The organism is Nocardioides sp., from assembly GCF_035429765.1.
Lineage (GTDB): Bacteria > Actinomycetota > Actinomycetes > Propionibacteriales > Nocardioidaceae > Nocardioides.
The window spans coordinates 1-12591 of record NZ_DAOMFK010000089.1; the positions used below are offsets into that span (position 1 = coordinate 1).

The following is a 12591-nucleotide window of genomic DNA, read 5'->3' on the forward strand; positions in this document are numbered from 1 at the left end:
CGGCGCGGCTCGAACAGGTCGGGGGCGTGCGAGCGCGGCGGGGGCAGGTGCCCGAGTCCGTCCGTGCGCACCAGGTGCACCAGGGTCGCGGTGAGGCCCCCGAGGAGGGCCACGACGAGGGCGATCAGCAGGATGGTCATGGCAGAAAGTCTGCGCTGTGCGTGATCCTGCCACCAGTGGCAGGAATGACCTTCTGCATTGATTTCCTGCCATTCACTGGGCAGGGTGAGGTCATGCGCACCATCCGAAGCGTCGCGGTCGTGGTCCAAGACGGCGCCGAGCCGTTCGGGCTCGGAGCGATGTGCGAGGTGTGGGCCGAGCCCTTCCACCCCGAGGACCAGAACCCGGTCTTCGACTTCCGCGTGGTGACCCCCCGGCCCGGCCGGGTGCGGGGGGCCTCCGGGTACGACCTGGTCGTCGAGCACGGGCTCGACGCGGCGCGGGGCGCCGACCTGGTCTGCGTGTCGCCGAAGCGGGACTTCCTGGACCCCTCTCCCGAGGTGGCCGACCTGGTCCGGCAGGCCCACGCCGAGGGGGCGTTCGTGTTCGCCCACTGCACGGCGGCCTTCGTGCTCGGTGAAGCGGGCCTGCTGGACGGCCGGCGCTGCACCACCCACTGGCGTCACGTCGACACCCTCGCCCGACGACACCCACGGGCGGACGTCGACCCGGACGTCCTCTACGTCCAGGACGGAACGGTCATCACCGGGGCCGGCTCCGCGGCCGGACTGGACGCGGCGCTGCACCTGATGCGCGCGCAGTTCGGGGCCCGGGCCGCGGCGGCGGCGGCCCGGCGGATGGTGGTCCCGCCGCACCGCGACGGCGGGCAGGCGCAGTTCATCGCCCGGCCGGTGCCGGAGTGCGACGCGGAGACGCTGGGCCCCCTGCTCGCCTGGATGCTGGAGAACCTCCACGGGGACCTCAGCGTCGAGGAGCTGGCGCGGCGCACGCACCTCTCCCCCCGCACCTTCGCCCGCCGGTTCCGTGCCGAGACCGGCACCACGCCGCACAGCTGGGTCGTGGGCCAGCGGCTGCGGGCCGCTGAGGAGCTGCTGGAGCGGACCGACCAGCCCGTGGACCGGATCGCGGCCGACGTGGGGTTCGGCAACGCCGCCGCGCTGCGCCACCACTTCACCCGCAGCCGGGGCGTGAGCCCGCAGCAGTACCGGCGTCAGTTCGCCTGCTGATCCCCGCGGCGGCTTCACCACTCCGCCCCCGACTGCCGCGGGGTTGTGGGCTCGCCCCCGACTGCCGCGGGGTTGTGGCTATCTGCACCGGCGTGTCGCGGCCGCAGAGCGACAACAACCCCGCGGCAGTGGGGCACAGCGGAGCGTGACGGCCCATTGGTGTGGTGACGCCCGCCACGGGGAACAATGCCACCATGATCATGCGGGTGGGCCTGACCGGGGGAGTGGCCTCGGGGAAGAGCACCGTCTCGGCGATGCTCACCGAGCTCGGCGCGGTGGTGATCGACGCCGACGTGCTGGCGCGGGAGGTCGTCGCCCGCGGCACCGAGGGTCTGGCCGAGGTGGTCGCCGCCTTCGGCCCCGGGGTGCTCACGCCGGACGGGGAGCTCGACCGCGCTGCGATGGGGGCGCTGGTGTTCGCCGACGAGGCCCACCGGCGCCGGCTGGAGGCGATCATCCACCCGCGGGTGCGGGCGCGGGCCGCGGAGCTGGAGCAGGCCGCTCCCGACCACGCCGTCGTGGTGCACGACATCCCGTTGCTGGCCGAGACCGGTCAGGCGGGCGACTTCGACGCGGTGGTGGTCGTGGACGTCCCGGTGACCACCCAGCTGGACCGGATGGTCTCGTTGCGGGGGATGACGCCGGAGGCGGCCCAGGCCCGGGTGGCGGCCCAGGCCAGCCGCGAGGAGCGGGCCGGCGTGGCGACGTACCTCATCGAGAACACCGGCAGCGTCGAGGACCTCCGACGGACGGTGGCGGGGGTCTTCGAGTCACTGCAACGGGCGGCGGCCGCCCGCTGAGGAGGCGAACCGACGCGTCAGGCGGCCAGGTCCGGGTCGGCGAAGCGGCGCAGCGTCGCCAGTGCCTCCCGCTCCAGCTGACGCACCCGCTCGGCGGAGATGCCGTGCTTGGCGCCGATGTCGGCCAGCTTGTGCTGGCGCCCGTCGACCAGGCCGTAGCGGGCCCGGATGATGTCGGCCACCCGGTCGTCCAGGCGTGAGACGAGGGCGTTGAGCCGGTCCCGCGACTCCACGTCGAGCACGGTCAGGTCCGGGCTCGGGGTGGTCTGCTGGGCCATCAGGTCGCCCAGCGAGGTGTCTCCGTCCTCGTCGACCGGGGTGTCCAGGCTCACGTGCTCGCGACCCCAGGCCATCAGGTCCAGCACCCGCTCGACGTCCATGCCGAGCTCCACCGCGATCTCGTGCGGCTCGGGGTCGCGGCCCAGCTGCCGCTCGAGGGTCCGCCGGGCGCCGCCGATCTGGTTGAGCTCCTCCACGACGTGCACGGGAAGCCGGACCACCCGAGCCTGCTGGGCGATGCCGCGGGTGATCGCCTGACGGACCCACCAGGTCGCGTACGTGGAGAACTTGTACCCCTTGGTGTAGTCGAACTTCTCCACCGCGCGGATCAGCCCGGTGTTGCCCTCCTGGATCAGGTCGAGCATCGGCATCTGGGCGCGGCCGTACTTGCGCGCGATCGACACCACCAGCCGGAGGTTCGCGGTGATGAACGTGTCCACGGCCCGGCGGCCCTCCTCGGCGAGCCACTCGAGCTCCTCCTGGGTGGCTCGGCCCGGGGCTCCGCCCTTGCGGCGCCCGACCCGGCCCTCGGCGAGCAGGTGCTCGGCCATCAGACCAGCCTCGATGGTCTTGGACAGCTCGACCTCCATGGCAGCGTCGAGCAGAGGGTTGCGCGCGATCTCGTCGAGGTACAGCCCGACGCTGTCGCGGCCCTCGATCTCTCGTGTCCCGGGGGTGGCCGTGCGGGTTGCCATGGGGGGTCCTTCCTCCTGCGTGTACCGGGTAGTACCCAATCCACGTCTGTGCAACGTCCCGGTTGTGCGGGGGATTCCCGACCGGTGTCGCGCCTACACCCTCCACAGACGTGCGAGGAGGCTCCGGAGTTGCCGTTGCCGGCAACTCTCAGGGAGTTCTCAGGGGCCGGCCAGGCCCAGCCGCTCCAGGATCCAGGCGAGCGAGAACGCCCTGTCGTGCCAGGCGTTGTAGCGGCCCGAGACGCCGCCGTGACCGGCCGCCATCTCCGTGCGCAGCAGGAAGTCGCGCCGGCCGACCGCAGTGGCCCGGAGCCGGGCCACCCACTTGGCCGGCTCCACGTAGAGCACCCGGGTGTCGTTCAGGGAGGTCTCGGCCAGGATCGGCGGGTAGTCGAGCGCCGCGACGTTGTCGTAGGGGGAGTAGCTGCGCAGGTAGTCGTACACCTCCGGGTCGCCTTCGGGGTTGCCCCACTCGTCGTACTCGGTGACCGTCAGCGGCAACGTGTGGTCCAGCATGCTGGTCAAGGCGTCGACGAAGGGAACACTGGCGGCGACCCCTGCGAAGAGCTCGGGCGCCAGGTTCACCGCCGCACCCACCAGGAGGCCTCCGGCGCTGCCGCCCTCGGCGACCAGCCGGTCCGGCGCGGTCCAGCCGGTGTCCACCAGGTGCCGGGCGCAGGCCAGGAAGTCGCTGAACGAGTTCTTCTTGCTCAGCTGTTTGCCCTGGTCGTACCACCGGCGGCCCATCTCCCCGCCGCCACGCACGTGGGCGATGGCGAACGCCCCGCCCCGGTCCAGCAGCGACAACCGGGGCACCGAGAAGTAGGGGTCCATCGACATCTCGTAGGCGCCGTAGCCGTACAGCAGAAGCGGAAGCGGGCCGCCGGTCGGGGCCCCGGCGCGGCACACCACCGAGATCGCGACCTGCTCCCCGTCGTCCGCGGTGGCCCACAGGCGGTGCTCCTCGTAGTCGTCGGGGTCGAAGCCGCCGAGCACCGGGGTGCGCCGCAGCAGGGTGAGCGTGCGGCCACGCACGTCGTAGTCGTAGACGGAGGCCGGCACCGCGAGCGTGGTGTAGCCCAGGCGCACCGTCGGCTGGTGGAACGACGGGTTGGCGCCGGCCCCGATGGTGCAGATCTCCCGGTCGAGCTCGACCAGGCGGTCGGCGGCCACCCCGGTCTCGTCCAGCTCCAGGACGCGCAGCCGGGTGAGCCCCTCGCTGCGCTGGTGGACCACGAGATGGGTGGCGAACGCGTCGACGTCCTCGAGCCGCACCGCGGGGTCGTGCGGCACGAGCGGGTCCCACTGCTCCACCGGCGTCGGGGCGATCGGGGCGGTGCCGATCTCGAAGTCGGCGCCGGTGGCGTTGTGGAGCACCACGAACACGTCCTGACCGGCGAGGACCGCGTGGTCCAGGGAGTACTCCACCCCCTCTCGCCGGGGGCAGAACAGCCAGAACCCCTCCTCGGGCCGGTGGAGGTCGAGGCAGTGGTACTCGGTGGTGGTCTTCGAGCCGGCCACCAGGAGCAGGAACCGGTCCGACCGCGTGCGGCCCACGCCCAGCCAGAACCGACCGTCCGGCTCGTGGAGGACCAGCTCGTCCTCGGCCTGGAGGGTGCCCAGGCGGTGCCGCCAGACCCGGTCGGGTCGCCAGGTGGCGTCCACCGTGGCGTAGTAGAACTCCCGGCTGTCCGCGGACCAGGTGGCGCCGCCGACCACGTCGGTCAGCTCGTCCTCGAGCAGCCGCCCGGTGCTGAGGTCCTTGACCCGCAGCGTGTACCGCTCGTCGCCGGTGGTGTCGACGGAGAACGCCAGCAGCCGCTCGTCCGGGCTCACCGCGGACCCGCCCAGGGAGAAGAACTCGTGGCCCTCGGCGAGCTCGTTGAGGTCGAGCAGCACCTCCTCCCCGGGAAGCGCCGGCTGCGAGGGGGCGCAGTGCTCGGCCGGTTGCGGGGGTGTCCAGTCGTCCTCCTCCCGGATCGGGACGCGGCAGCTCGCGCCGTACTCCCGGCTCTCGAAGCTGCGCCCGTAGTACCAGTGCCGCCGGTTGCGGGTGGGCACCGAGAGGTCGGTCTCCAACGTGCGCGCCTTGATCTCCTCGAAGATCCGGGCGCGCAGGTCCGCCAGGTGGCTGGTCCGCTCCTCGGTGTAGGCGTTCTCCGCCTCGAGGTACGCCATCACAGCGGGATCGTCCTTGTCTCGCAGCCAGTCGTACTCGTCCACCCGCACCCGCCCGTGGACCTCGGTGGTGACGGGGCGACGCTCGGCGATCGGAGGCTGCATGCCGGAAGACTAGACGCCGGCGCCCCCCTCGCCCGCCTCAACCGCGGGGTCCGGCTCACCGCTCCGGGCGTGGCGGCAGGCTCAGCGCGGGGTCGTCGGCACGGAAGGAGCGGACCGGACCCACGCCGGTCTGACGGGTCTCGAACCGGACGGTCACCACGCCGCGCCCCGAGCCCCACACCCAACCGGGGCCGAGGTCGGCGTGCAGGACGTCCATACCGGGGGAGAAGACCCGCGCGGCCTGCCGCGGCACCGGCTCCGGCGGGGCCGGCTCCTCCTCCCCGATCTCCCCGAAGAGATCCTCCTGGACCCAGTCGGCCAGTCCCGAGACACCGACGCCGAGCAGACGGACCCCGCCGGAGGTGTCCACCTCGGCCAGCAGCCCCCGCGCCAGCCGGGCCACGGTGCCGGCGCTGTCGGTCGGTGAGGGGAGGGTGGTGGACCTGCTCACCGTGGTGAAGTCGTGGAGACGCACCTTGATGGTCACCGTGCGGCCGGACAACCCGCTTCTGCGTAGCCGGGTGGCCACCTCGGTGGCCTGCCGGCCGAGGAGCCCCTCCATCAGCGACCGGTCGGTGAGGTCGGTGTCGTAGGTGCCCTCGACGCTGACCGACTTGGTCTCCCGCTCGGCGACCACCGGCCGGTCGTCCTCGGCGCGGGCCAGCGCGAACAGCCCCTGCCCGTGGGCTCGCCCCAGCAGCCGCACCAGCTCCTCGACGGAGACCGCCTCCAGGTCCGCCACGGTGTGGATCCCCGCGCGTCTGAGCCGTTCCGCGGTGGCCGGGCCGACGCCGGGGATGACCGTGACGTGCATCGGGCGGAGCAGGTCGCGCTCGGTTCCCCCGGGGACCACCACCAGTCCGTGCGGCTTGTCCAGGTCGCTGGCCACCTTGGCGATGAACTTCGACGTCCCGATCCCCACCGAGGCGGTCAGCCCGCCGGTCACCTCCGTCACCCGCTGCTGCAGGTCACGTCCCAGCGCGGTCACGGTCGGCACCTGGAGGTCGGGCAGGTCGGCGGAGGCGAGGTCGACGAACGCCTCGTCGAGCGACAGCGGCTCCACCAGGGGGGAGACCTCGCGCAGCAGACCCATCACGAGGTCGCTGGCCTCCCTGTAGGCGTGGAACCGACCGGTGAGGAAGGCCGCGTGCGGGCACCGGGCCCGAGCCTCGCGGGTCGGCATGGCGGAGCGGACGCCGTAGCGGCGGGCCTCGTAGGACGCGGTCGCGACCACTCCCCGGGCCCCCACCCCACCCACGACCACCGGCTTGCCGCGCAGCGACGGCTTGTCGCGCTGCTCGACCGCGGCGAAGAAGGCGTCGAGGTCCAGGTGCAGCACCGAGGCGGTCCGACGCATCAACGGCCCACCACCGACGGCATGCCCGCAACGTACCGGGTGCCACCGCCGGTGCGCCCACGCCGGCCACCTGTCGTCCACAGGTTCCCCCCGGTCGCGCCTTGTCCACAGCAGCCGCAGGTGGCCCAGCCGGACGGGGGTCGTGGAAGGCACAACTGACCCATGACAGGAGAACACGGCCCCACACTCGTCGCCCGGACCCCCGAGGACCTGCTGGCCATGGTCCCGGTGGTCCTCGGCTTCCACCCCCAACGGTCGCTGGTGATGCTGACCTTCGGCGGGCGGCAGTCCTTCCACGCCCGGGTCGACGTGCCCGACTCCGACCACGACGTGGCGCTGGTGACCGACCTGCTGCTTGGCCCGGCACTCCGGCACGAGGTCCGCTCGGCGGTCTTCGTGGTCTACGACCGCGACAGCCGGTTCACGCGGGCGGTGGCGCGCCGACTGGTGCGGGAGTTCCTCGCTCGGGGGATCGCCGTGGTCGACGTGCTGCTCGCTGACCGAGGACGCTGGTGCCGCTTCGAGGAGCGCCGATGGGGGCCTCGCGTCCCCTACGACCTCACCGACCACCCCTTCCACGCCGAGGCCGTCTGGCACGGCCTGGTCACCCACGACTCGCGTGCGGCGCTGGCCGCCTCCGTGGGTACCGACCCGGCCCGGCTCGCCGCGGTGTGCGCGTGCCTGCCCGCTCCCGGCGAGCGTTCCGTGGCAGTGGCAGGGGGTGCAGCTCCCGACGAGACGGGCTGGGCGGTGGCGACGCTGGACGCCGCGGTGCGTGAGGGGGTCGCCCTGGAGGCGCCGGACGCGGCCCGGATGCTCACAGCCCTCACTGATCTCGACGTCCGGGACGCGGTCTGGCGGCGGATGACCCGCGCGACCGCGCGCCAGCACCTGCGAGTGTGGACCGACCTGGTGCGCGCGGCTCCCGAGGGCATGGTCGCCGCGCCGGCCGTGCTCCTCGGCTTCGCCGCCTGGCTGGGCGGTGACGGGGCGCTGGCCTGGTGCGCTCTGGACCGTTGCCTGGCCGATGAGCCCTCGTACTCGCTCGGGCACCTGCTGGCGCGAGCGCTGTCCGACGCGGTTCCGCCGTCGCACTGGGAGGACGCGGGCGTCGGCGTCGTCCAGGACCGGCCCTGAGGTGTGTCCGGGTGCGCAGGGCTCTAGGGTTCCCTCATGGGCGAAGACGTGGAGGCACAGGAGTTCTCGCGGGCCGACCGCACCCGCCACCGCGAGAAGGTGCGACGCTGCCTGGACGTCTTCGAACGGATGCTGCGCGAGGCCCGCTTCGACACCGATGACCCGATGACCGGTCTGGAGGTGGAGCTCAACCTCGTCGACGAGCACGGGGACCCCGCTTTGAAGAACGCCGAGGCGCTGGCGGCCATCGCCGACCCCGACTTCCAGACCGAGCTCGGGCAGTTCAACATCGAGATCAACGTCCCGCCGGCCAAGCTCCGCGAGGGAGGGCTCACCGAGCTCGAGAGGAGCCTGCGGCGCAGTCTCAACGATGCGGAGACCAAGTCGGCCGCGGTCGGTGCCCACCTGGTGATGATCGGCATCCTGCCGACCTTGGCCGAGGGTCACATGGCCCCCAGCGCGATCAGCGCGAACCCCCGCTACCGGCTGCTCAGTGAGCAGATCCTCCAGGCCCGCGGCGAGGACATCTCCATCATGATCTCGGGCCACCACGAGCGCCTGACCACCACCTCCGAGACGATCCTGCCGGAGGCCGCCTGCACCAGCACCCAGCTGCACGTGCAGACCTCACCCGAGGACTTCGCGGCCTACTGGAACGCCTCACAGGTGATCGCCGGGGTCCAGCTGGCGCTCGGCGCGAACTCGCCGTACCTGCTCGGCAAGGAGCTGTGGCGCGAGACCCGCATCCCGCTGTTCGAGCAGGCCGCCGACACCCGGAGCGAGGAGCTGAAGGTCCAGGGCGTTCGCCCCCGGGTCTGGTTCGGGGAGCGGTGGATCACCTCGGTGTTCGACCTGTTCGAGGAGAACGTGCGCTACTTCCCGGCGCTGCTGCCGATCACCGACGACGAGGACCCGGCCGCCGTCCTGGAGGCCGGGGGCATCCCCGGACTGCACGAGCTGCGGCTCCACAACGGCACGATCTACCGCTGGAACCGGCCGGTGTACGACATCCAGGGGGGAGTTCCGCACCTCCGCGTCGAGAACCGGGTGCTCGCCGCGGGGCCGACGGTGGCGGACATGATGGCGAACGCGGCGTTCTACTTCGGACTGGTGCGCACGCTCGCCGAGCACGAGCGGCCCGTGTGGACGCAGATGTCCTTCAGCGCCGCCGAGGAGAACTTCCACACCGCCGCCCAGGAGGGGATCGAGGCCCAGCTCTACTGGCCCGGGCTGGGCCAGGTGGGAGCCACGGAGCTGGTCCTGCGTCGCCTGCTCCCTCTCGCCCACGAGGGCCTGGAGGCGTGGGGGGTGGACTCCAGCGAGCGCGAGCGGCTGCTCGGCATCATCGAGCAACGCTGCCTCACCGGCCGCAACGGCGCCGGGTGGTTCGTGAGCGCGATGGGGCGCCGAGCAGGTCAGCGGCGGTACGACGCGCTGCGCACGACCCTCCAGGAGTACCGCACCAACATGCACACCAACGAGCCCGTGCACACCTGGACCTGACCCGGGACCGCTCGCCGCACCGCTCAGCGCATCCGCAGCCGCAGCCACTCGCGACGCTGCCCGCTCCGCGGGTCGTACCAGCCCCGCTTGGTGACCACCACCAGCGTCAGCGGGACCCCGGCCTCGGCGTACGCGTGTCGGCAGGGCGCAAACCAGGCCGCTTCGAGGTCGTGCCAGGTGAGCTCGCCGGGCCGGGTCAGCCAGACCATCGGCACCCCGGGCCGCTCCCGTCCGCGCGCCAGCAGGGCGCCGACGACCTCGGTCCGCAGTGCGTCGTCCAGGCCGGCCCCGGGCTCGGCGTCGAGAGTCAGGTACGCCGACCCCGGATCCCCGAGGTGCAGCTGCCACGGGAAGCGCCGGCTCCGGTACCTCGTTCTCAGGCCGCCGACCACGTCCCGCAGCGCGCGAAGCAGCTCACGGGGGAGTGGCTCGACGGCTTCGGACACGGGTCCAGCCTGCCGGATCCGGGACGGGGCCGTGCCGCACGCTCCACAGGCTGCACACCCTCCCGCAATCGGATACGGTGCGCTTGGAGGCCCGCGGCGGGCCGACCGAGTGGAGGAGGATGGTCGATGGGGACCGTGGTGGTGGGCTACGTGATGAAGCCCGAAGGTGACGCGGCGCTGGATCGAGCGGTCGAGGAGGCGCGGTTGCGGGGCAGCAAGCTGATCGTGGTCAACTCGCACCGCGGGGGAGACGAGTTCGACGGGGCCGCCGCCCGAGAGGCCGACAAGGCCATGGACAAGGTCAACTCCGTCCTGCAGCAGGCCGGTGTGGACCACGAGGTCCGGCAGATGGTGCGCGGGTTCGAGCCCGCCGAGGACCTGGTCAGCATCGCGGAGGCCAACAACGCGGACCTGATCGTCATCGGGCTGCGCCGCAGGTCACCGGTCGGCAAGCTGATCCTGGGCAGCAACGCCCAGCGGATCCTGCTGGACGCGCACTGCCCGGTCCTCGCCGTCAAGGCGCCGGAGGCCTGACCGGGCCCCGCTCCGCGGGGCTCCACGGGGTTCCCGGTGCGGCAGGATGGGCCACATGGGCTTCCACATCGCCGGTGACCCGGCCGCCGACACGGTCCTGGACGACTCGCCGTTCGCGCTCCTCGTGGGGATGATGCTCGACCAGCAGTACCCGATGGAGCACGCCTTCCGGGGCCCGGCCAAGATCCTGGACCGGTTCGGCTCGCTGGACCCCATTCGCATCGCCGACGCCGATCCCGAGGCGTTCGCGGCCCTGTGCGCAACCCCGCCGGCGATCCACCGCTACCCCGGGTCGATGGCCCGCTGGGTGCAGGCGCTCGCCGCGACAGTTCGAGACGAGTACGACGGGGACGCGGCCAACCTCTGGTCAGGGGCCGCCACCGGTCGCGAGCTGCTCGGCCGGCTCAAGGGGCTGCCGGGCTTCGGCGCCCAGAAGGCGCAGATCTTCCTCGCTCTGCTCGGCAAGCAGCTCGATGTCCGGCCTCCGGGCTGGGAGGAGGCCGCCGGGGCGTACGCCCAGGAGGGGTACCGCTCGGTCGCCGACGTGGTGGACGCAGACTCCCTGCAGCGGGTGCGCGAGCACAAGAAGCAGCTGAAGGCCGCGCTCCGTCGCGGCTGAGACCGCAACCGGGCGTGGGGTGTCGGGACGCTACCGGGGGCGTGGCAGAATGACCACGCGGCTCTTGACGTCACCGGGCTCGGCCGCGCCCCCATGTCGTTTCACGAGAGGTGTTCGTGTCCTCGAACCCACGCAAGGTGTCCCCGGCGGCCGCCGCAGGCACCCGCAAGACCGCCACCGCACCCGCCCGGAAGGCGCCGGCGAAGAGGACGGCTCCCGCCACGAAGGCAGCGTCCGCCTCCAAGGCCGCCGGCACTCAGGCGCCCGCGAAGAGCGCCGCTCCGGCGAAGAAGGCACCTCCTGCCACGAAGGGCGCCGCTCCCGTGAAGAAGGCGGCTCCGGCCAAGAAGGCGGCGCCCGTGAAGAAGGCGGCGCCGGCCAAGAAGGCCGCTCCCACGAAGGTCGCCGCCGCGGCCGAGGCTCCCGCAGTGCAGGCGGCTGTCGTCGGCCCTGACGGCGCCAAGGTGCTGCCGGACATCGCCGACGAGGTGTTCGAGAAGGACCTCGCTGTCGACCCCACCATCAAGGAGGAGGAGCAGCAGGCGTTCGTGGTCTCCGAGGCCGACGACACCGACGAGCCCGAGCAGCAGGTCATGGTGGCTGGGGCGACCGCGGATCCGGTCAAGGACTACCTCAAGCAGATCGGGAAGGTGCCGCTGCTCAACGCGGAGATGGAGGTCGAGCTCGCCAAGCGGATCGAGGCCGGCCTCTTCAGCGAGGAGAAGCTCGCCAAGGGCGGCAAGCTCAGCCCCAAGATGGCCGAGGAGCTCGAGTGGATCGCCGAGGACGGGCGGCGCGCCAAGAACCACCTGCTCGAGGCCAACCTCCGCCTCGTGGTCAGTCTGGCCAAGCGCTACACGGGCCGCGGCATGCTGTTCCTCGACCTGATCCAGGAGGGGAACCTCGGCCTGATCCGCGCCGTGGAGAAGTTCGACTACACCAAGGGCTACAAGTTCTCGACGTACGCCACCTGGTGGATCCGTCAGGCGATCACCCGCGCGATGGCCGACCAGGCCCGCACCATCCGCATCCCGGTGCACATGGTCGAGGTGATCAACAAGCTCGCCCGCGTGCAGCGCCAGATGCTGCAGGACCTCGGCCGCGAACCCACCCCGGAGGAGCTGGCCAAGGAGCTCGACATGACCCCGGAGAAGGTCATCGAGGTCCAGAAGTACGGCCGTGAGCCGATCTCCCTGCACACGCCGCTGGGTGAGGACGGCGACTCCGAGTTCGGGGACCTGATCGAGGACTCCGAGGCGATCGTGCCCGCCGACGCGGTGTCCTTCACGCTGCTGCAGGAGCAGCTCCACGCGGTGCTCGACACGCTCTCCGAGCGCGAGGCCGGCGTGGTGAGCATGCGCTTCGGCCTCACCGACGGCCAGCCGAAGACCCTGGACGAGATCGGCAAGGTCTACGGCGTGACCCGCGAGCGGATCCGCCAGATCGAGTCCAAGACGATGTCGAAGCTGCGGCACCCGAGCCGGTCACAGGTCCTGCGCGACTACCTGGACTGACCTCGGCGCCCCCACCACCTGAACCTGGCCGCCACCGCCTCGCACGTTCCTCGTGTCGCCCTCGCCGGCCCCAGGATCGTGAGTCGATGTCCAGGCCCGGGGCCGGGATGGATGGCGGGCGAGCGGGTCCTGAGAGAGCCACCGACCCCACTCGGGTGGTCAATCACCTTCGCCGTTCGCTCAGCGGCAGAAGGCGTAGACGACCAGGCCGTGGTCGACGCCGGGACCCCAGCCGAG

11 protein-coding genes are annotated in these 12591 nt (G+C 72.1%); 7 read left to right on the forward strand and 4 right to left on the reverse strand.

Annotated elements, in window-relative coordinates; genetic code table 11:
- Window positions 1–233 precede the first annotated feature (233 nt).
- Entirely contained in the window at window positions 234–1187 is a 954-nt protein-coding gene (locus PLP61_RS09785; RefSeq protein ID WP_324502503.1) for a GlxA family transcriptional regulator, read from the forward strand.
- Between the two features lie 194 nt (window positions 1188–1381).
- Complete coding sequence (gene coaE / locus PLP61_RS09790; protein WP_502889012.1) at window positions 1382–1987, forward strand: dephospho-CoA kinase; 606 nt, start codon at window positions 1382–1384, stop codon at window positions 1985–1987.
- 17 nt (window positions 1988–2004) lie between these two features.
- On the opposite strand, the gene PLP61_RS09795 is transcribed toward coaE, so the two are convergent.
- The 3 genes from PLP61_RS09795 to PLP61_RS09805 form a co-directional block, all read right to left on the reverse strand.
- Entirely contained in the window at window positions 2005–2961 is a 957-nt protein-coding gene (locus PLP61_RS09795; protein ID WP_324502505.1) for a sigma-70 family RNA polymerase sigma factor, read from the reverse strand.
- A gap of 159 nt (window positions 2962–3120) precedes the next feature.
- Window positions 3121–5244 (reverse strand): S9 family peptidase, encoded by a 2124-nt coding sequence (locus PLP61_RS09800; RefSeq protein ID WP_324502507.1) that lies wholly within the window; start codon window positions 5242–5244, stop codon window positions 3121–3123.
- Between the two features lie 55 nt (window positions 5245–5299).
- Window positions 5300–6601, reverse strand: coding sequence for a DNA polymerase IV (locus tag PLP61_RS09805; RefSeq protein ID WP_324502509.1), 1302 nt, complete (start codon window positions 6599–6601; stop codon window positions 5300–5302).
- Window positions 6602–6763: 162 nt separating this feature from the next.
- Between PLP61_RS09805 and PLP61_RS09810 the strand changes: the two genes are divergently transcribed.
- Complete coding sequence (locus PLP61_RS09810; protein WP_324502511.1) at window positions 6764–7738, forward strand: DUF4192 domain-containing protein; 975 nt, start codon at window positions 6764–6766, stop codon at window positions 7736–7738.
- Window positions 7739–7774: 36 nt separating this feature from the next.
- Complete coding sequence (locus tag PLP61_RS09815) at window positions 7775–9241, forward strand: glutamate-cysteine ligase family protein (RefSeq protein ID WP_324502512.1); 1467 nt, start codon at window positions 7775–7777, stop codon at window positions 9239–9241.
- A gap of 23 nt (window positions 9242–9264) precedes the next feature.
- Here the strand turns inward: PLP61_RS09815 and PLP61_RS09820 are convergent, their stop codons facing one another.
- Window positions 9265–9687: a hypothetical protein gene (locus PLP61_RS09820; RefSeq protein ID WP_324502513.1), complete on the reverse strand. Its 423-nt coding sequence runs from the start codon at window positions 9685–9687 to the stop codon at window positions 9265–9267.
- A 126-nt stretch (window positions 9688–9813) separates the two neighbouring features.
- On the opposite strand from PLP61_RS09820, the gene PLP61_RS09825 reads away from it, so the two are divergent.
- The 3 genes from PLP61_RS09825 (at window position 9814) to PLP61_RS09835 (ending at window position 12354) form a co-directional block, all read left to right on the forward strand.
- A complete protein-coding gene (locus tag PLP61_RS09825) occupies window positions 9814–10221 on the forward strand; it encodes a universal stress protein (protein ID WP_324502514.1) in 408 nt (135 codons plus the stop codon).
- A 55-nt stretch (window positions 10222–10276) separates the two neighbouring features.
- The gene (locus PLP61_RS09830; RefSeq protein WP_324502516.1) at window positions 10277–10840 is read left to right on the forward strand and encodes an HhH-GPD-type base excision DNA repair protein; all 564 of its coding nucleotides are present in this window, start codon (window positions 10277–10279) and stop codon (window positions 10838–10840) included.
- 110 nt (window positions 10841–10950) lie between these two features.
- Window positions 10951–12354: an RNA polymerase sigma factor gene (locus PLP61_RS09835; RefSeq protein WP_502889015.1), complete on the forward strand. Its 1404-nt coding sequence runs from the start codon at window positions 10951–10953 to the stop codon at window positions 12352–12354.
- Window positions 12355–12591: the final 237 nt, after the last annotated feature.